Below are 19,707 nucleotides of genomic sequence, written 5' to 3'. Positions count from 1 at the left end.
CTGCAGGCGGCTTTTTTGTTGCTGACCAAACGCAAGCGGCGTGGTCAGTGATGCTTGTCTTCGCCGATCATCGCCAGCGAGTTGTAGACCTTCACGTTGTGCTTGTGCAGGCGCATCACCAGCGCCATGGTCGCGCAGATGAACAACCCCAGCGCCACGATGACGAAGCCGATCGGCACATTGAGCTTGATCAACAGTGCGTACAGGCACAGCATCAGCAGCACCGACACGTTCTCATTGAAATTCTGTACGGCAATCGAATGGCCGGCGGACAGCAGCACGTGTCCGCGGTGTTGCAGCAGCGCGTTCATCGGCACCACGAAGTAGCCCGACATGGCACCCACGATGGCCAGGAATACGTAGGCGATGGCCATGTGCAGCGGCATCGCCATGCCCAGCACGTCAAGCGTGACGGCCGGCATGGTGTCCTTGGTATAGAACGCCATCAGCATGACGGTGGCGCCCATGGCCACCCCGAACGGCAGTACTGACAGCGAGCGGCGCAGCGGAATGCGTGCGGCAGCCGCGATGGCACCCACGGCCACACCCACGGCCACCACGGCCTGCAGCAGTGCGCCCTGCGAGAGATTCAGGCCCAGCGACTTCTCGGCCCACTTGAGCACGATGAACTGCAGCGTGGCGCCCACGCCCCAGAACAGCGTGGTCACGGCCAGCGAGATCTGGCCCAGCTTGTCGCGCCACAAGGCGATAAAGCAGTCGCCGAACTCGGCAATCAGCTTGATGGGGTTCTTTTCCTGCTGGGGATAGCGGGCGCCGGTGTCCGGAATGAAGAAGTTGAAGACCGCCGCGATCAGGTAGAAGAACATGATCACCACCATCGCCGCTTCGGCGGGGGTGGTGATGCCGGTGTCGATGAAGGGGAGGTCCCAGCTCAGCAGGATAGACGACAGGTGGACCGAGATCAGCGCGCCGCCCACGACGGTGCCGAGAATGATCGAGCCGACCGTGAGGCCCTCGATCCAGCCGTTGGCCATCACGAGTTTTTCGGGGGGGAGCAGTTCGGTGAGGATGCCGTACTTGGCGGGTGAGTATGCCGCCGCTCCGAATCCGACGATGCCATAGGCCAGCAGCGGATGCAGTCCGAACATCATGATGGCGCAGCCGACGATCTTGATCGAGTTGGTGATCAGCATCACCTTGCCCTTGGGCATCGAATCGGCAAAGGCGCCCACGAATGCAGCCAGCACCACATAGGACAACACGAAGAACAGCTTGAGCAGCGGGGTCATCCACTGCGGGGAATGCAACTCGGTGAGAAGGGCAATGGCTGCGATGAGCAAGGCATTGTCGGCCAGCGACGAGAAAAACTGCGCGGCCATGATTGTGTAGAAACCCTTCTTCATACCTTGAACTTTGTCTCCATCGCGGATATCCGTGTGGACGGGCAAAAGCGCGCCGGCCGGCAGCGCCACAGCTTGCAGGGAACCTGTCGCGCCGGCCTTGTCAAACTGGGTCGGCGGCTTGGTCCGCACGCGTCGTGCAGCTTGCCTCACAGTCATTGACATATTGCATCTCTTTCAAAACATGGCCGGAGCGTCCGGCTTTATATCACGAAACAACGACATTTCAGCACATTGCGGGACGCGTATTGGACAGTACATCCACGGATGGTTTCCCCGACGCGAGGTTCCCGATGTGTTCAAATATCGCCTGCGCTACGTGGCCACGGCTGCGCGGTCCTGCACCTCCGGAGCGTCCGGAATGCCTGCCGCTGCACAGTGCCAGCCTCAGTAACGCCCCATTCCGCCAGGATGCCGACCGGGTTTCCCCGATCGGCGGCCGGCAAAGTGCCACATCCATGCCAAGACCCATTCACGCCGTCATCCACCAGCCAGCGCTGGCCAACAACCTCGAAGTGGTGCGCCGCCATGCGCCCAACTCCCGCGTATGGGCCGTGGTCAAGGCCAATGCCTACGGGCACGGCATCCGCCGCGCCTTCGCGGGCCTGAAAGGCACCGACGGCTTCGGCCTGCTCGACCTCAACGAAGCCGTTTTGCTGCGCGAACTCGGCTGGCAGGGACCCATCCTGCTTCTGGAGGGATTCTTCCAGCCGCAAGATGTTCCCCTGATCGAGCAATACCGCCTGACCACTGCCGTGCATTGCGAGGAACAATTGCGGATGCTGGAGCAGGCCCGGCCCAAGGGGCCGCTGGCCATCCAGCTCAAGCTGAACACCGGGATGAACCGCCTTGGCTTCCGGCCGGCGCAGTACCGTGCCGCCTGGGAGCGGGCGCGGACAATGTCTTTTTTGGGAAGTATCGATCACATGACGCATTTCTCGGACGCGGACAGCCCGCGCGGGATTGCGCACCAGATCGAAGCATTCGAGGCCGCCACGGCCAACCTGCCGGGCGAGGCGTCGCTGTCCAACTCTGCAGCGGTGCTGTGGCACCCATCGGCGCACCGCAACTGGGTGCGCCCTGGCGTGATCCTGTATGGCGCGTCGCCAACCGGTCTGTCGGCCGATATCGCCGAGACGGGTTTGCAGCCGGCCATGTCGCTGCATAGCGAACTGATCGGCATCCAGGATTTGCAGCCCGGCGATACGGTTGGCTACGGTTCGATGTTCACGGCGGACCGCGCGATGCGGATTGGCGTGGTGGCCTGTGGCTATGCCGATGGCTATCCGCGCCACGCGTCCGGCTGGGGCGAGCGGCGCGCGCCAGTGCTGGTAGATGGTGTGCGCACGGAACTTGTGGGCCGGGTGTCGATGGACATGATCTGCGTGGACCTGACGCCTTGCCCCAAGGCAAAGGTCGGCGCGCCGGTCACGCTTTGGGGCCACGGCCTGCCGATCGACGATGTGGCCGCCGCTGCGGGCACCGTCGGGTACGAACTCATGTGCGCACTCGCGCTGCGGGTGCCAACCACGGTGGCCATGCTGACCACCGCCGATCCTGTCAGCCACGGCTGATCCCGCACCGTCCCGCCTCCTTTCGTATCGATTTGCAGATGGCAAAAGCGAAGACCGTTTATAGCTGTACCGAGTGCGGCGGCACCACGCCGCGCTGGGCAGGCCAGTGCCCGCAGTGCAATGCGTGGAATACGCTCGTGGAAAGCGTGGCCGAGACGGGCTCGGCTACCGCGCGGCGTTTCCAGCCGCTGGCGGCATCGGCCGTGGTGCGCAAGCTCAGTGAAATCGAGGCAGCAGATGTGCCGCGTTTTTCATCGGGAATCGACGAGTTCGACCGCGTGCTCGGCGGCGGATTGGTCTCCGGCGGGGTGGTGCTGATCGGCGGTGATCCCGGCATCGGGAAGTCCACGCTGTTGCTGCAGGCGCTGGCCAACCTGTCGGCCAGCAAGCGCGTGCTGTATGTGAGCGGCGAGGAATCGGGCGCCCAGATCGCCTTGCGCGCGCAGCGGCTGGGCGTGGAAGCGGCGTCGCTGGGCCTGCTGGCCGAGATCCAGCTGGAGAAGATCCAGGCGGCGCTCGATGCCGACAAGCCTGACGTGGCAGTCATCGACTCCATCCAGACGCTGTACTCGGAGGCGCTGACCTCGGCGCCGGGCTCGGTGGCCCAGGTGCGCGAATGCGCGGCGCAACTGACGCGCATCGCCAAGAGCACGGGCATCACGATCATCCTCGTGGGGCACGTGACCAAGGAGGGCAGCCTGGCCGGCCCCCGCGTGCTGGAGCACATCGTCGATACGGTGTTGTACTTCGAGGGCGATACCCATTCGTCGCACCGGCTGATCCGTGCCTTCAAGAACCGGTTCGGCGCAGTCAACGAACTAGGCGTGTTTGCGATGACCGAGCGCGGACTGCGCGGCATCAGCAACCCGTCGGCGCTATTTTTGTCGCAGCATGAAGAGCAGGTGGCCGGCTCCTGCGTGCTGGTGACGCAGGAGGGTACGCGACCCTTGCTGGTGGAGGTGCAGGCGTTAGTGGATACGGCCAACGTGCCCAATCCGCGCCGGCTGGCCGTGGGCCTGGAGCAGAACCGGCTGGCGATGCTGCTGGCCGTGCTGCACCGTCATGCGGGCGTGGCGTGCTTCGACCAGGACGTATTCCTGAACGCGGTGGGCGGGGTCAAGATCACCGAGCCGGCAGCCGACCTGGCCGTGCTGCTGTCGATCCATTCGTCGATGCGCAACAAGCCGCTGCCGCGCGGGCTGGTGGTGTTTGGCGAAGTGGGTCTGGCGGGTGAGATCCGGCCCAGCCCACGCGGTCAGGAGCGTCTCAAGGAAGCGGCGAAGCTGGGCTTTACGATGGCCGTGATTCCGAAAGCGAATGCCCCGAAGCAGCCGATCGAGGGGATCGAGGTGATCGCGGTGGACCGGCTGGAGCAGGCCATCGACCGGGTGCGGCATTTTGACTGAGTCTGTTTGCGCAGGGGTCAGGATCACCCGTTGAAAAATGGGTAATAATGCGCCTCGACGCCATTCCTGCTGCTAACTCATGCAAGCCAACTCCAGAGCTTATTTCCTGCTGATTGCCATCCTTTCCTTCGCGATGGTCGGCGCCGCACTCTATCTGCAGCATGTCGAGGGCTACCAGCCGTGCCCGCTCTGCGTCATGCAGCGTTTTGCTTTCGTAGGCATCGGCATCTTCTCGCTGCTGGCTGCTATCGCACAGAACATCCGCACGCTGTGGCAGGGGCTGGGCATGCTGTCCGGCGTGGCTGGCATCGCCGTGGCGGGATATCACGTGTCGCTGCTGCTGAATCCCAAGGCTTCGTGTGGCATCGACCCGCTGGAGAACTGGGTCAACCAACTGCCAACTGCCCGTCTGTTGCCGCAATTGTTCTACTCGGACGGCCTGTGCACCGCGCCGCTGCCCCCGCTGCTGGGTCTGTCGATCCCGGCGTGGTCATTGATCTGGCTGGTGATTCTGACGCTGACGCTGGCAGTGGGACTGATCCGTCGGGAGAAGCATTATCGGTATTGATGGGGCTCTCTCCCACTGATTGCTTACTCCCCTCTCCCTATGGGAGAGGGGCGGGGGAGAGGGCAAGCGGTGCAACTTGCGATGTGGTCGGCAAGCAGAACCTCATGCCCTCTCCCCCAGCCCCTCTCCCGCAAGGCGGGAGAGGGGAGCTAAAACAGAGAGATATGCAAATGCATCAAGCAATCTGCTCAATCTGCTCCTGCAACTCCAGCCACCGCTCTTCAAGCTGATCCAGTTCGCCGGTCACCTCGCCCTGGCGTTTCAGCATCTCCATCAGCTTCGACTTGTTGGCCTCTTCATAGCTTGAAGAATCGGCCATGAACGCGTCGATGATGGCCTTGTCGGCCTGCAGCGTCGACATGCGTTTCTCCACCTTTTCCAGTTCCTTGGTCAGCGGCTTGCGCAGGATCGACAGGCGTTGGCGTTCGTCGGCCTCGGCGCGGCGCTGGTCCTTGCGGTTCACGCTCGGAGCACCATCGGCCGATTCCGACGCGTGGCTAGCCGCGGCGGCGTTGCGCTTGGCGGCGGCCTGTTGCAGCAGCCAGTCGCGGTAGTCGTCAAGGTCGCCGTCGAAGGGGCGGATCGTGCCATCGGCCACGAGCATGAACTGGTCGGACGTGGCGCGCAGCAGGTGACGGTCGTGCGAGACCAGGATCAGCGTGCCTTCGAACTGGGCCAGTGCCATGGTCAGCGCTTCGCGGGTGTCGAGGTCCAGGTGGTTGGTCGGCTCGTCGAGCAACAGCAGATTGGGCTTTTGCCAGACGATCAGCGACAGGGCCAGTCGCGCCTTCTCGCCGCCCGAGAACGGTTCGATGGGCGACGTTGCCATGTCGCCCCGGAAGTTGAAGCTGCCGAGGAAGTCGCGCAGTTCCTGCTCGCGGACGTCGGGCGCCAGGCGGGCCAGATGCTGCAGCGGGGAATCATGGTCACGGAGGGTTTCGAGCTGATGCTGGGCGAAGTAGCCGATGACCAGGCCCTTGCCCAGCCGTACGGTGCCGTTCATCGGCGGCTGGGTGCCGGCCAGCGTCTTGACCAGTGTGGACTTGCCCTGGCCGTTGGCGCCGAGCAGGCCAATGCGCTGCCCGTTCTGGATCGACATCGCCAGCTTGTGCAAGATGGTGACGGGCGGCTCGGCCTCGGCGTAGCCGCAGTCCACACCTTCGAGCACCATCATCGGGTTCGGCGCCGAATCGGGCTCGCGGAACTCGAAGGCGAAGCCAGCGGCCACATGCACCGGCGCCAGGCGCTCCATCTTCTCCAAAGCCTTGACGCGGCTCTGCGCCTGCCGGGCCTTGGTGGCCTTGGCCTTGAAGCGCGTGATGAAAGACTCCAGATGCGCGATTTCCTTCTGCTGGCGCGAGTAGGCCGATTGCTGCTGGGCCATCTGCTGCAGCCGCATCGTCTCGAATTGCGTGTAATTGCCGCCGTAGCGCTTCAACTGCTGGTTCTCGATGTGCACCGTAACGGTGCAGATGGCATCGAGAAACTCGCGATCGTGCGAAATCATGACGAGCGTGCCCTGATAGCGTGCAAGCCAGTCTTCCAACCAGACGATGGCGTCGAGGTCCAGGTGGTTTGTCGGTTCGTCGAGCAGGAGCAGGTCCGAGGGGCACATCAGCGCCTGGGCCAGGTTCAGGCGCATGCGCCAGCCGCCGGAGAACGAGGCCACTGGCTGCGAGACCTGCGGCAGCGTGAAACCCAGCCCCAGCAACAGCGCCTCGGCTCGCGCAGCGGCGGTGTAGCCATCGGCATCGGCATAGGCCGCATGGGCTTCGCCTTCCGCCGATCCGTCGCCGCTGGCCTGCGCGGCGGCAATCTTCGCTTCGATATCGCGCAGGCGCGTGTCGCCATCGATCACGTACTCCACCGCAGTGCGTCCCACGGCAGGCGTTTCCTGCGCGACGTGGGCAATCCGCCATTGGGCCGGCACGAAGAGATCGCCGCCATCCGGGTGCAACTCGCCGCGCAGCATGGCGAACAGCGTGGATTTACCGCTGCCATTGGCGCCAACAAGGCCCACGCGCTCCCCGGGGTTGAGCGTGACGGTGGTGTGGTCGAACAGCACCTTGGTGCCGCGCTGGAGGACAAGCTGGTCGATTCGTATCACGGAGGGAAGCGGAAACGGGTTCTTTTGGCAGGCCGGCATTGTAGCGCGCCATGGGTTGCGGCTCTCCGAGGCTTACCGGGAGCTTTCATGTTTGCTGCCATGTATTGAGGGATTTCCCCTAATCCTGCACTTTCGTTCTGCCGGGCACAGCATTTGCGTGTAAATTTATTTACATAGATCGACGCACCGGGAAAGTGCCTTTTCATTGTGGCTCCCGGTTCATACAGAAAACCCTCGCTCAAGACATGTCCGACGGCCAGACGATTTCCGAACGCATTGCCCGCGCCATGCCCACACTGACGCCTGCACATCAGCGCATGGCGAACTACGTGCTGGACAACCTGTTCCGCGCCGCGACGATGCGTATCGACGAGTTCGCCACGGCCGTGGATGTCTCGGTGGCCACCGCCAACCGTTTCGCCAAGGCATTGGGCTTCGACGGCTATCCGCAGTTCCGCGCCGAGTTGGTGCGCGGTTTCGAAGCCACGCTGGCCCCGGTGGAGCGGCTGCGCGACGAACTGGCGCGTCCGACCACGGTGGGCGAGGTTTTCGCCGCTGCGCTGGAAGACGGCGCGCGCAACCTCGAACAGACACGCCGCAACCTCGACGCCGATGCCGTCGAGCGTGCCTGCGATGCGATCCTTGGCGCCCAGCGTGTCTACGTGATGGGCTTCGGCGCCAGTGGCTTCCTGTCCGGGCTGATGCAGCACGGGCTGGAAATGCACTGCCGCATGGTCACGTCGGTCTCTACCGTCGGCGGCGCCTCGCACGCGGCACGGCAGTTGTTCAAGCTGACGCCCGAAGACCTGGTCATCGTGGTGGCGTTTCCGCGCTACGTGACCGACACGATGCTGCTGGCGCAGCGCGTCAAGGCACATGGCGGCCGGCTGCTGGCGCTGACCGATGGACCGACATCGCCGCTGGCGCCGCTGGCCGATATCGCGCTCTACGCCAATGCCGGCAATCGCCTTTCCGCCAACTCCGACGCCACCGTGCTGGCGCTGATCGAGGCGCTGTGTGGCGCCGTGGCCTACCGTTCCGCGCGCTCCGTGAAGGCGGCGGCCGAGATGACCGAATTCCTGCTGCCGTGGCTGTACGGCGCGCCCGGTGCGCGCGATGGCCGCACTGCATCGAAAACCCAAGACTGAAGTAGAAGGACCTATGTCTCAAGCTGTTATTGCCATCCACGGCGGCGCCGGCACGATTACCCGTGCGGCCATGGACCCCCAGCGCGAACGCGAGTACACCGCGGCGCTGGAGCAGGTATTGCTGGCCGGCCAGCGCGTGCTGGCCGATGGCGGCAGTGCGCTCGACGCCGTGACCGAAGCCGTGCGGCTGCTCGAAGAGTGCCCGCTGTTCAATGCCGGCCGTGGCGCTGTGCTGACGCACGCCGGCACCTACGAACTCGATGCCTCGGTCATGGATGGCGCCACGCTGAACGCGGGTGCCGTGGCCTGCGTCAAGCGCCTGCGCAACCCGGTGCTGGCGGCGCGCGCGGTGCTGGAGCACAGCGAACACGTGTTGTTCGCGGCCGAAGGTGCCGAGGCGTTTGCCGAAGCGCAAGGCCTGGAACTCGTCTCGCCGGAATACTTCTTTACGCAGGCACGGCATGACCAGTGGCTGCGCGCCCGCGAAACCGCCGGCATGGCGCTGCTCGATCATGACGCGGCAACGCTGGCTGCGAAGGCGGCCCAGGCAGCTGATCCGCTCGACGCGGACAAGAAATTCGGTACGGTCGGTGCAGTGGCGTGCGATGCCAACGGCAACGTGGCGGCGGCTACCTCGACGGGCGGCGTGACCAACAAGCAGGTGGGCCGAGTGGGCGACACGCCGCTGCTGGGCGCTGGCTGCTATGCCGACGATTTCGCGGCGGTCTCCTGCACGGGCACCGGCGAGATGTTCATTCGTACTTCGGCGGCGTTCGATGTGTCGGCGCAGATGCGCTACGCGGGGCTGTCGCTGGAGGAATCGGCGCGGCGCGTGGTCATGGAAAAGCTACCCGCCATTCAGGGCCGTGGCGGCCTGATCGCGGTGGATCGCGCGGGCAACGTTACGCTGCCTTTCAACACCGAAGGCATGTACCGCGGCGTGGCCCGCGTGGGTGAACCGGTCAACGTCTGGATTTACGGCTGATATGGCGAATACAGTTTCAAAGCAGGGCATTGTGCTGCCGCCCAATCGTGCGGTGGCGGTGGACAACCTGACCGTGCGATTTTCCACGTCGGAGCGGACGGTGGAGGCGGTGCGCAACTTGTCCTTCCACGTCGACCGTGGCGAGACGCTGGCCGTGGTCGGTGAATCGGGATCGGGCAAGTCGGTCACGTCGCTGGCGCTGATGCGTCTGGTGGAGCACGGCGGCGGCAAGATCGCGGGCGGCAGCATGCTGCTGCGTCGCCGTAGCGGCGAGGTGCTGGATCTGGTCAACTCGTCCGAAGCGACGCTGCGCGGTGCGCGTGGTTCGGACATGGCGATGATTTTCCAGGAGCCGATGACGTCGCTGAACCCGGTGTTCCCGGTGGGCGAGCAGATCGCCGAATCGATCCGGCTGCACCAGGGCAAGTCCAAGTCCGCCGCGCGGGCCGAGGCATTGCGCATGCTCGAACTGGTGCGTATTCCCGAGGCGCGCCGCGTGCTGGACCGCTTCCCGCATCAACTTTCGGGCGGCATGCGTCAGCGCGTGATGATCGCCATGGCGCTGTCGTGCAAGCCGGCGCTGCTGATTGCCGATGAGCCGACCACCGCGCTGGACGTGACGATCCAGGCCGAAATCCTGCAACTGATCCGCAACCTGCAGTCCGAGATGGACATGGGCGTGGTCTTCATCACCCACGACATGGGCGTGGTGGCCGAAGTGGCGGACCGCGTGCTGGTGATGTTCCGTGGCGAGAAAGTGGAAGAGGGCACGTCCGACGATGTGTTCCACGCTCCGGCCCATCCATATACGCGCGCGCTGCTGTCGGCCGTGCCGAAGCTCGGCGCGATGTCGGGCACCGACCTGCCCGCGCGTTTCCCGCTGGTGCAGGTCAATGACGCGGCTGCGCCGGTCAAGGAACTGCCGCAGGACACGATTCCCGCCGGTGCCCAGCCGATCCTTCGCGTGAAGGATCTGGTCACGCGCTTCGACGTGCCGGGCGGCCTGTTCGGCAAGGTCACGCGCCGCGTGCACGCCGTGGAGCAGGTCAGCTTCGATCTCTATCCGGGCGAGACGCTCGCGCTGGTGGGCGAGTCGGGCTGCGGCAAGTCCACCACGGGCCGTTCGCTGCTGCGCCTGGTGGATGCGCAGAGCGGCACCATCGAGTTCGCCGGCCAGAACATCAGCCAGATGCAGGGCCCGGCGCTGCAGGCACTGCGCCGCAATATCCAGTTCATCTTCCAGGACCCGTACGCATCGCTCGATCCGCGCGTGCCGGTGGGTTACTCGATCATGGAGCCGCTGCTGGTGCACAAGGTAGCCAGCGGCAAGGAAGCCGAGGCCCGCGTGGCGTGGCTGCTGGAGAAGGTGGGTTTGACGGCGGCACATGCCTCGCGTTATCCGCACGAGTTCTCGGGTGGCCAGCGTCAGCGTATCTGTATCGCGCGCGCGCTCGCGCTGAATCCGAAGGTGGTGGTGGCCGATGAATCGGTCTCCGCACTGGACGTATCGATCCAGGCACAGATCGTCAACCTGATGCTCGACCTGCAGCGTGAGCTGGGCGTGGCCTTCCTGTTCATCTCGCACGACATGGCGGTGGTGGAACGCGTCAGCCATCGCGTGGCGGTCATGTACCTGGGCCAGATCGTCGAGATCGGCCCGCGCCGCGCGATCTTCGAGAACCCGCAGCACCCGTACACGAAGAAGCTGATGTCGGCGGTGCCTATCGCCGATCCGGCGCGCCGCCACCTGAAGCGCGAGCCGCTGTCCGATGAAATTCCCAGCCCGATCCGCGCGGTTGGCGACGAGCCGGTGGTGCAACCACTGGTAGCCGTTGCTGGCAGCGGGGCGCAAGGGCACTTTGTAGCCCGGCACGCCGTTGGCGGCGCCTATTGATTTGCAGTCCCTGAATTTCCCTAGAGGAGAAGAGATGTCGAAGGTTTCTTTCCGGCTGATGGCCGGTGCTGCCGCAGTGGGCGCCATGGGCATGATGGCCGCCGCGCCGGCCTTTGCCGCCAAGGATGCGGTGATGGCCGTGTATTCCACGTTCACCACGCTGGACCCGTACGATGCCAACGACACGCTGTCGCAGGCCGCTACCAAATCGTTCTACCAGGGCCTGTTCGGTTTCGACAAGGACCTGAAGCTCATCAACGTGCTGGCCGAAAGCTATGACGTGAGCAAGGACGGCCTGGTTTACACGTTCAAGCTCAAGAAGAACGTGAAGTTCCATGACGGCACCACGTTCGATGCCACCGCGGTCAAGGCCAACTTCGATCGCGTGACCGATCCGGCCAACAAGCTCAAGCGCTACACGCTGTTCAACCGCGTGGCCAAGACCGAAGTGGTGGATCAGTACACCGCCCGCGTGACGCTCAAGGAGCCGTTCTCGCCGTTCATCAACGTGCTGGCCCACCCGTCGGCCGTGATGATCAGCCCGACCGCGCTGAAGAAGTACGGCAAGGACATCGCCTTCAACCCGGTGGGTACCGGCCCGTTCGAGTTCGTTGAATGGAAGCAGACCGATTACCTGAAGGGCAAGAAATTCGCAGGCTACTGGAAGACCGGCTATCCGAAGATCGACACGATCACCTGGAAGCCCGTGGTGGACAACAACACGCGTTCGGCCGTGATGCAGACCGGCGAGGCTGACTTCGCGTTCAGCATCCCGTTCGAACAGGCTGCCGTGCTCAAGGCCAGCCCGAAGGTGGACCTGATCGACTCGCCGTCGATCATCCAGCGCTACCTGTCGTTCAACACCCAGGTCAAGCCGTTCAACGACCCGAAGGTGCGCCAGGCCATCAACTACGCGATCAACAAGGACGCGCTGGTCAAAGTGGCGTTCGCCGGCCATGCGATCCCGGCCGAGGGCGTGGTGCCCAAGGGCGTGGACTACGCCGAGAAGCTGGGCCCGTGGCCGTACAACCCGGCCAAGGCCCGCGAGCTGCTGAAGGAAGCTGGCTACCCGAACGGCTTCGAGACCACGCTGTGGTCCGCCTATAACCACACCACCGCGCAGAAGGTGATCCAGTTCGTGCAGCAGCAGCTGCAGCAGGTTGGCATCAAGGCCCAGGTGCAGGCACTGGAAGCCGGCCAGCGCGTGGAGCGCGTGGAATCGGTGCAGAAGCCGGAAGACGCTGGCGTGCGCATGTACTACGTGGGCTGGTCGTCGTCGACCGGTGAATCGGACTGGGCGCTGCGTCCGCTGCTGGCCTCGGAATCGATGCCGCCCAAGCTGCTGAACACCGCGTACTACAAGAACGACCAGGTCGACGCCGACATCGCCGGCGCCCTGCGCACGACCGATCGCGCCGAAAAGTCGAAGCTGTACAAGGACGCGCAGGAACGCATCTGGAAGGACGCACCGTGGGCCTTCCTGGTGACCGAGAAAATCGTCTACGCACGCTCGAAGCGCCTGACCGGTGCCTTCGTGATGCCTGACGGCTCGTTCAACTTCGACGAGATCGATATCAAGCAGTAAGGAGTGGGTGGTTTTCTCCCGCTGTTGATTTTCTCCCCTCTCCCTCTGGGAGAGGGGCGGGGGTGAGGGCAGGCGGTGGTTGCGCGATATGCGTGATCGGTAGCGAAAGGCTTGCCCTCACCCCCAACCCCTCTCCCGCTCGCGGGAGAGGGGAGTAGTAAAGCGGTAGCAGTTTGCCGTTGCAGTAATAAGAGAAGTGGTAGCAGTACCCATAACAAGCTGTTGCTGTAAAGCGGTAAGCCGCGAGGCCGCCTGCCTGTGTATTGCGGGGTGAAAGGGCGGGCGGCCGCCGGCCTCAAATTTCTGTTTTCTGGTGTCAGATGCTGAATTATTTCCTCAAACGTTTCCTGGGCGTGATACCCACCATGCTGATCGTGGCGGTGTTGGTATTCCTGTTCGTCCACCTCTTGCCTGGCGATCCCGCACGGCTGGCTGCCGGCCCCGAGGCCGACCAGGCCACTGTGGAACTCGTCCGCAAGGATCTTGGACTCGACAAGCCCATGCACGAGCAGTTCGTGCGTTTCTTCACGAATGCGTTGCGGGGGGAGTTCGGCACGTCGCTGCGCAGCAAGCGCCCCGTCTCCGAGGAGATCGGCGAACGCTTCCTGCCCACGCTTTACCTGACGCTGGCCTCGATGGTGTGGGCTGTCATCTTCGGCATGATCATCGGCATCACGTCGGCGGTGTGGCGTAACAAATGGCCGGACCGGTTGGGCATGACGCTGGCCGTCTCCGGTATCTCGTTCCCTGCCTTCGCGCTCGGCATGCTGCTGATGGAAGTGTTCTCGGTGCAACTGGGCTGGCTGCCGTCGATTGGCGCCGATACCTGGAAGCACTACATTCTGCCGTCGCTGACGCTGGGCGCCGCCGTGGCCGCCGTGATGGCGCGTTTCACGCGGGCATCGTTCATCGAAGTGCTGCAGGAAGATTTCGTGCGCACCGCCCGTGCCAAGGGCGTGCGTGAAACCGTGGTGGTGGCCAAGCACACGCTGCGCAACGCCATGATTCCCGTGGTGACGATGATGGGCCTGCAGTTCGGCTTCCTGCTGGGCGGCTCGATCCTCGTGGAGAAGGTGTTCAACTGGCCGGGCCTGGGACGCCTGCTCGTGGACGCCGTGGAGATGCGCGACTATCCGGTCATCCAGGCCGAGGTCCTGCTGTTCTCGCTCGAATTCATCCTGATCAACCTGGTGGTGGACATGCTCTACACCGTGATCAACCCCACCATCCGCTACAAGTAAGGAGGCTGACATGACCGAGCTTTCCACGTCCGCCGCCGCGCCCGCTACCGTTCCGGAAGCCGTTCGCACCCCCTGGACCGAGTTCTGGCGCAAGTTCCGCAAGCAGCATCTGGCGCTGGGCGCCGGTGCGTTCGTGCTGCTGCTGGTGGCCATCGCCATTCTGGCGCCGTACATCGCACCGTTCGATCCCGAGAACTACTTCGACTACGACGCGCTGAACGCAGGTCCGTCGATGGCGCACTGGATGGGTGTCGATTCGCTGGGCCGCGACATCTTCAGCCGTATCCTGGCCGGCACGCGTATCTCGCTGGCAGCAGGCTTCTTCTCCGTCATCATCGGCGCGATCATCGGCACAGTGCTGGGCCTGATGGCCGGCTACTACGAAGGCTGGTGGGACCGCATCGTCACGCGTATCTGCGACGTGCTGTTTGCCTTCCCCGGCATCCTGCTGGCGATTGCCATCGTGGCCATTCTCGGCAACGGCATGGTCAACGTGATCTTTGCCGTGGCGGTGTTCAGCGTGCCGGCGTTTGCGCGGCTCGTGCGCGGCAACACGCTGGTGCTCAAGCGCCTGACCTACGTGGAAGCTGCGCGCAGTATCGGCGCCTCGGACTTCACGATCCTGACGCGACATATCCTGCCCGGTACGGTCTCGTCGATCGTCGTGTACTTCTCGATGCGGATCGGTACGTCGATCATCACTGCCGCTGGCTTGTCGTTCCTCGGTCTCGGCGCGCAACCGCCTACGCCCGAATGGGGCGCGATGCTCAACGAAGCCCGTGCCGACATGGTCACCGCACCGCACGTTGCGATCTTCCCGAGCTTGGCCATCTTCCTGACCGTGCTCGCGTTCAACCTGCTTGGCGACGGTCTGCGCGATGCGCTGGACCCGAAGATCGATCGTCGCTGATTCCATGGCGGACGTTCCCAATGCGCCGGCTCCGGTAGTCGGCACGCTGCCCGCCGGGCCGCGCAACGCGATCACCGATGTAGCCGGCATCACGGTCGGGCACTGCACGCTGGCCGATGGCGCATGCCAGACCGGCGTGACCGTGATCCGTCCGCACGCGGGCGACGTGTACCGCGACAAGGTGCCGGCAGCGGCTACCGTGCTCAACGGTTTCGGCAAGAGCATCGGTCTCGTGCAGGTGGACGAACTGGGCGTGCTGGAAACACCGCTGGCGCTGACCAACACGTTCTCGGTAGGCGCGCTGGCGCAGGCGCAGATCCGCGCCGCCATCGCGGCCAATCCCGAGATCGGCCGCGCGTGGCCCACGGTCAATCCGCTGGTCTTCGAATGCAATGATGGTTACCTGAACGATATCCAGGCCATGGCCGTGCAGGCGTCGCACTATGACGCGGCGCTTGCGGCGGCTGGGCAGGACGTGGAGCAGGGCGCAGTCGGGGCGGGGCGCGGGATGTCGTCGTTCGGGGCCAAGGGCGGCATCGGCACTGCATCGCGCATGGCCAGCGGCTATTCCGTCGGCGCACTGGTGCTGTCGAACTTTGGTACGCCGGATTCGCTGATCCTCGCGGGCCGTCCGCTTGGCGCGGTGCTCGAGAAGACATTGAAGCAACTGGCCGAACCCGAGAAAGGTTCGATCATCATGATCGTGGCCACCGATGCACCGCTCGACGCGAGGCAGTTGCGCCGCCTCTCGATGCGCGCCGGCACCGGGCTGGCGCGTACCGGTTCCGTCTACGGACACGGCTCGGGCGATATCGCGCTGGCATTCACCACGGCCTATACCGTTCCGCACGCTGCCGAGGCACCGATGCCTGCCATGTCGATGGTGCATGAATCGAAACTCGATCCGCTGTTCCGCGCGGCCGCCGATAGCGTGGAGCAGGCCATCGTCCATGCACTGTGGCATGCCGAGGCCGTACAGGGCCGCGATGGCCATATCCGCCGCGCACTGCGCGACATCCTGCAAGACCTGAACGCATGAAGATCCTGATTTCCGCCGATATCGAGGGCGTGGCTGGCGTGTTCCATCCGGAGCAGACGCGCGCTGGCAACGGCGAATACGAACGCGCCCGCGCATGGATGACCGGCGAGGCCAATGCCGCCGTGCAGGGCGCATTCGCCGGCGGTGCCACCGAAGTCCTCGTCAATGATTCGCATGGCGGCTTCCGTAACCTGCTGCCGGACCAGATCGATCCGCGCGCCCAACTCGTGCTCGGCAAGCCGCGTTACCTGAGCATGGTGGCTGGCGTGGAGCAGGATTGCGATGGCGTGTTCATGATCGGCTACCACGGCCGCGCGCAAAGCCGGGGCGTACTGGCCCACACGATCAACAGCGGCGCGTTTGCACGCGTCTGGTTCAACGGACTGGAACTGGGAGAGGCCGGCATTTATGCCGCTTTGGCCGGCGAGTTCGATGTGCCCGTACTGATGGCCAGCGGCGACGACGTGTTCATCGCCGAAACCCGCCCGCTGATGCCGTGGGTGCACTACGTACAGACCAAGACCGCCGGCGGGCAGGGCAGCGGCACATCGCTCTCACCCGCCGCCGCCCGCGAAGCGATCGCCGCCGCAGCCGAGACCGCCACACGCGCCGCCATCGCTCAACCCCAGGCGCGCTGCTTCGAACTGGCAGGCCCGATTACCTGCCGCCTGCAGACCCAGACCCCGGCCCACGCCGACCTGTTCTGCCAATGGCCCACCTTCGAACGCGTGGATGGCGTCACGCTGACCTTCACCGCCGCCAACGTGCAGGCTGCCGTGCGCATGCTGAACTGCTGCTCGGCGATGTCTTTCATGTTGAAGTGAGGGGGGAGCTTTCGGGGCATGCGCGGAAGATGGGACAATAGCGTCCGCTATCCCCATCGTTCCTCCCCACATGACCTCACCCCTGCCCGGGAGCTGGATTCCCGTTCGCAAGGATTTTGCCGATCCGACCACCACGCGTTGCCACGCACGCAGCGCGAAGGGCGGGCGGCATCACGGCTTTCCCGAGGGGCACGCGTGGATTCTGCGCGGGCCGGACGGCCACGAGTATCCCTTCGGTCTCGAATGCGCGCGGGCCGCGCTGGCGGTGCCGGCCACGCTCGACCAGATTCCCGACTTTACCGAGCGCGATGCCATCCAGCGCGTGGATGCGGCGTTCGCGACGCTGCCGCGCCGCAAGCCCACGGCGGCGGAGTTGGCGCTGGAACGGCGCAACGCCGCCACGCGCTATGTGGTGCTGCGGATGGACAAGGTAGCCGGTGTGCCGCGCGTGCAGCCGACCGTGAGGTTTGCGGCGCTCGAAGACCTGTATCAGCAGATCGTTGCCGGGCGTCCGCTGGAGCATGCGCAGGTGCAGCGCGTACTGGCTATCGAGCGCAGCGCGGCCACGCCGCCCAAGCTCAAGAGTGTGAACCTGCTCGACGTCTATACCGCGCACGTCAAGCTTGAATGGCTGATTGCCGCATCGAACCGTGTGGATCGCATACGTTTTCTGCGCAGCCTGCATGACTGGCTGGCCAGACATCTGGTGTTGTCCGCCGCGCAGATCGAGGCGGCCGGCATCGTCATGCATCCGCATGCATTCCGCTCGGCATGGCCCGACGATGGCGCGAAGGCCGAGAACGGCAACAAGACGAATGACCGGGGCAGGGGCGGAGCAAAGGAACTGTTCTAGCGCACGGCGGTCACCACATCGCACGCCGAATGGCGGTACATTGGCGGCATCCCCACTTGGCCCAGGCCCCGTCCCGCCATGCCAGCCAGTCCCGACGCATCCCTTGTTTCCCCTGTTTCTCAATATTTCGCGCGCTCGTACGCCGAGGCGAGAAAGAAGTTTCTGAATGCCGCCCACGCCTGCGGCGCCGCGCTGACCGAGTTTCCCCATCCCACCGAAATCGGCCATGAGGGCGAGGTACTGGCCATGGACGTGGCCTGGGTGGGCGATGCCGACGCGCCGCGCGTGCTGATGGTGACCTCTGGTACACATGGCGCGGAAGGGTTCTGCGGTGCCGGCGCGCAGGTGGCGCTGCTGGCCGATAGGGGGCTGCACGATGCGTGCCGCGCGGCAAATACCGCGCTGTTGCTGGTGCATGCGGTGAATCCGTACGGTTTCTCGCACTTGCGCCGCGTGAACGAGGACAACGTCGACCTCAATCGCAACTTCATGGATTTCGAGCAGCCATTGCCCGGCAATCCGGCCTATGCCGAGGTGGCGCCGCTGCTGCTGCCCCCGCAATGGCCGCCATCATGCGAAGACCACACGGCGCTGATGGCCACCGTGTCGCGCAAGGGCATGGCGTGGTATCAGGCGGCAGTCAGTGCGGGTCAATACCAGGACCCGGCAGGCATGTTCTTCGGCGGGCAGAAGGCAACGTGGAGCAACTACACCTTGCGGCGCATCCTGGCGCGCTTCGGCGCGGGGCGTCGGTCATTGCGCTGGATCGATGTACATACGGGACTCGGCCCGTGGGGCTATGGCGAGCCGATCTACATGGGCCCGGACGATGCGGGGCAGTTGCAGCGCACGCAGGCGATCTGGGGTAACGGCGTGACGTCGATCTACGATGGATCGTCAACATCCGCGAACCTGACCGGGCTGGCGTGGCTGGCGGTGCCGCAGACGCTGCCGGCGGTGGACTACGCTGGCGTGGCGCTGGAGTTCGGTACGCTGCCGCTGGCCGAGGTGCTTGACGCGCTGCGGGGCGATCACTGGCTTCATGTGCATCCGGAAGCCGACGAGAACCAGCGGGCGCTGATCCGGCGGGCAATGTGGCAGGCGTTCTACGGGGATGCCGATGACTGGCGCGAAGGTGTGGTGACGCAGGTTACCGACGCCGTGCACAAGGCGCTGCACGCGTAAGGTTGCGAGCGGGTTCACGCATCGGCGCCGCTTTCCTCAATCAGCCACTGGCGGAAGGCCCGCGCCGCGGCTGGCTCGGCGCGATCGCGCGGCCACACCGCGTAATAGCCGCCGCCCAGTGACGCACTGGCGTCGCAGGCGCGTACCAGCAGGCCCGTATCGAGGCACCGGTCGATCATATGGCGCCACGCCAGCACGATGCCCTGGCCTTCGATGGCCATTTGCACCAGCACCGGATAGGTGTTGGCCACGAGTTCGCGCTCGAAGCGCGTCTCGCGCAGGCCGTTGTGCGCGAACCAGGTCGGCCACGACATCCAGATGCGCTGCGCATCTTCCAGCACGAGCAGCGACTCCTTCGGCAGGTCGGCCGCGCGTAATTGGCGGCCTTCGAGATAGTGCGGCGCGCAGACCGGGAAGACCTCCTCGTCATACAGCCGTCGCGACGCCATGCCGCCTGGTGCTCCTTCGCGCAGGTAGTACAGGCCGATATCGAAATCGGTGCCCGATAGCGAAGCCAGGCTATCGTTGACCAACAGCCGCACGTGGAAGTCCGGATGCCGCGCCCGGAACGTTGCCAGCCGCGGTGTCAGCCACAGCACCGCTACGCCCGAGGAACACGCGACGGTCAGCTCGACCTGGCCCTTGCGCTTCATCACGTCCTCGGTGGCCTCCGCGCAGCCTACCAGCAGCCGCTGCACCTGCTCGGCGTATTGTTGCCCGCTGACGGTCAGTCGCAACGCACGCGGTTCGCGGATGAACAGCTTCTTGCCGAGGAATCGTTCGAGCTGCGCCACCTGGCGGCTGATCGCACTTTGCGTCAGATGGAGTTCGGAAGCAGCGCGGGTGAAACTGCCATGCCGCATCGCCGATTCGAAGGCAACGAGGCAGGCAAGCGGGGGAAGAGGGGTGATGCGCATGAGGCAGGATCATTGGCGGGGGTGATGCCAATGATAGATGCAAGGGGTGTGCCTGTGGGAGCTCTTGCATGTCGATGGTTTCAAGCTCCCCTCTCCCACACGGTGGGAGA

Annotated in this window: 16 protein-coding genes; 13 read left to right on the top strand and 3 right to left on the bottom strand. The window is 64.6% G+C overall.

Annotated features, from left to right (window positions below; genetic code table 11):
* Positions 1–44 precede the first annotated feature (44 nt).
* Entirely contained in the window at positions 45–1,364 is a 1,320-nt protein-coding gene (lplT, locus tag GA566_RS08690; protein ID WP_137924036.1) for a lysophospholipid transporter LplT, read from the bottom strand.
* Between the two features lie 455 nt (positions 1,365–1,819).
* Here lplT and alr point away from each other — a divergent pair, with 455 nt between their 5' ends.
* From alr to GA566_RS08675, 3 genes are all read left to right on the top strand, one after another.
* Positions 1,820–2,935, top strand: a complete 1,116-nt coding sequence (gene alr / locus GA566_RS08685) for an alanine racemase (RefSeq protein ID WP_137924018.1) — start codon at positions 1,820–1,822, stop codon at positions 2,933–2,935.
* Positions 2,936–2,973: 38 nt separating this feature from the next.
* Positions 2,974–4,341, top strand: a complete 1,368-nt coding sequence (radA, locus tag GA566_RS08680; RefSeq protein WP_160472516.1) for a DNA repair protein RadA — start codon at positions 2,974–2,976, stop codon at positions 4,339–4,341.
* A 79-nt stretch (positions 4,342–4,420) separates the two neighbouring features.
* Positions 4,421–4,909, top strand: a complete 489-nt coding sequence (locus tag GA566_RS08675; RefSeq protein ID WP_137924020.1) for a disulfide bond formation protein B — start codon at positions 4,421–4,423, stop codon at positions 4,907–4,909.
* Between the two features lie 175 nt (positions 4,910–5,084).
* Here GA566_RS08675 and GA566_RS08670 read toward each other — a convergent pair whose 3' ends face one another.
* Positions 5,085–7,016 carry an ATP-binding cassette domain-containing protein gene (locus GA566_RS08670; RefSeq protein WP_160473262.1) on the bottom strand — a complete coding sequence of 644 codons (1,932 nt, stop codon included), beginning with the start codon at positions 7,014–7,016 and terminating at the stop codon, positions 5,085–5,087.
* Positions 7,017–7,261: 245 nt separating this feature from the next.
* Here GA566_RS08670 and GA566_RS08665 point away from each other — a divergent pair, with 245 nt between their 5' ends.
* From GA566_RS08665 to GA566_RS08620, 10 genes are all read left to right on the top strand, one after another.
* A complete protein-coding gene (locus tag GA566_RS08665) occupies positions 7,262–8,164 on the top strand; it encodes a MurR/RpiR family transcriptional regulator (RefSeq protein WP_137924021.1) in 903 nt (300 codons plus the stop codon).
* A gap of 13 nt (positions 8,165–8,177) precedes the next feature.
* Entirely contained in the window at positions 8,178–9,149 is a 972-nt protein-coding gene (locus GA566_RS08660; protein ID WP_137924022.1) for an isoaspartyl peptidase/L-asparaginase family protein, read from the top strand.
* A 1-nt stretch (position 9,150) separates the two neighbouring features.
* Complete coding sequence (locus GA566_RS08655) at positions 9,151–11,043, top strand: dipeptide ABC transporter ATP-binding protein (RefSeq protein ID WP_137924023.1); 1,893 nt, start codon at positions 9,151–9,153, stop codon at positions 11,041–11,043.
* Positions 11,044–11,101: 58 nt separating this feature from the next.
* Complete coding sequence (gene gsiB, locus GA566_RS08650; RefSeq protein ID WP_370459304.1) at positions 11,102–12,628, top strand: glutathione ABC transporter substrate-binding protein GsiB; 1,527 nt, start codon at positions 11,102–11,104, stop codon at positions 12,626–12,628.
* A gap of 320 nt (positions 12,629–12,948) precedes the next feature.
* Positions 12,949–13,869: a glutathione ABC transporter permease GsiC gene (gene gsiC, locus GA566_RS08645; protein WP_160472515.1), complete on the top strand. Its 921-nt coding sequence runs from the start codon at positions 12,949–12,951 to the stop codon at positions 13,867–13,869.
* A 10-nt stretch (positions 13,870–13,879) separates the two neighbouring features.
* Positions 13,880–14,779 carry a glutathione ABC transporter permease GsiD gene (gene gsiD / locus GA566_RS08640; RefSeq protein WP_160472514.1) on the top strand — a complete coding sequence of 300 codons (900 nt, stop codon included), beginning with the start codon at positions 13,880–13,882 and terminating at the stop codon, positions 14,777–14,779.
* A gap of 4 nt (positions 14,780–14,783) precedes the next feature.
* The gene (locus GA566_RS08635; RefSeq protein ID WP_160472513.1) at positions 14,784–15,818 is read left to right on the top strand and encodes a P1 family peptidase; all 1,035 of its coding nucleotides are present in this window, start codon (positions 14,784–14,786) and stop codon (positions 15,816–15,818) included.
* Complete coding sequence (locus tag GA566_RS08630) at positions 15,815–16,642, top strand: M55 family metallopeptidase (RefSeq protein ID WP_160472512.1); 828 nt, start codon at positions 15,815–15,817, stop codon at positions 16,640–16,642. The genes GA566_RS08635 and GA566_RS08630 overlap by 4 nt, the downstream gene beginning before the upstream one ends.
* 70 nt (positions 16,643–16,712) lie before the next feature.
* A complete protein-coding gene (locus tag GA566_RS08625; protein WP_137924030.1) occupies positions 16,713–17,495 on the top strand; it encodes a hypothetical protein in 783 nt (260 codons plus the stop codon).
* 78 nt (positions 17,496–17,573) lie between these two features.
* Entirely contained in the window at positions 17,574–18,680 is a 1,107-nt protein-coding gene (locus tag GA566_RS08620) for a M14 family metallopeptidase (RefSeq protein WP_160472511.1), read from the top strand.
* Positions 18,681–18,694: 14 nt separating this feature from the next.
* On the opposite strand, the gene GA566_RS08615 is transcribed toward GA566_RS08620, so the two are convergent.
* The gene (locus GA566_RS08615) at positions 18,695–19,597 is read right to left on the bottom strand and encodes a LysR substrate-binding domain-containing protein (protein ID WP_160472510.1); all 903 of its coding nucleotides are present in this window, start codon (positions 19,595–19,597) and stop codon (positions 18,695–18,697) included.
* Positions 19,598–19,707 lie beyond the last annotated feature (110 nt).

The sequence above is a fragment of the Cupriavidus sp. SW-Y-13 genome (genome assembly GCF_009793345.1).
Lineage (GTDB): Bacteria > Pseudomonadota > Gammaproteobacteria > Burkholderiales > Burkholderiaceae > Cupriavidus.
The sequence above is the reverse complement of the archived record's forward strand: the minus strand, read 5'-3'. Positions and strand labels throughout refer to the sequence as shown.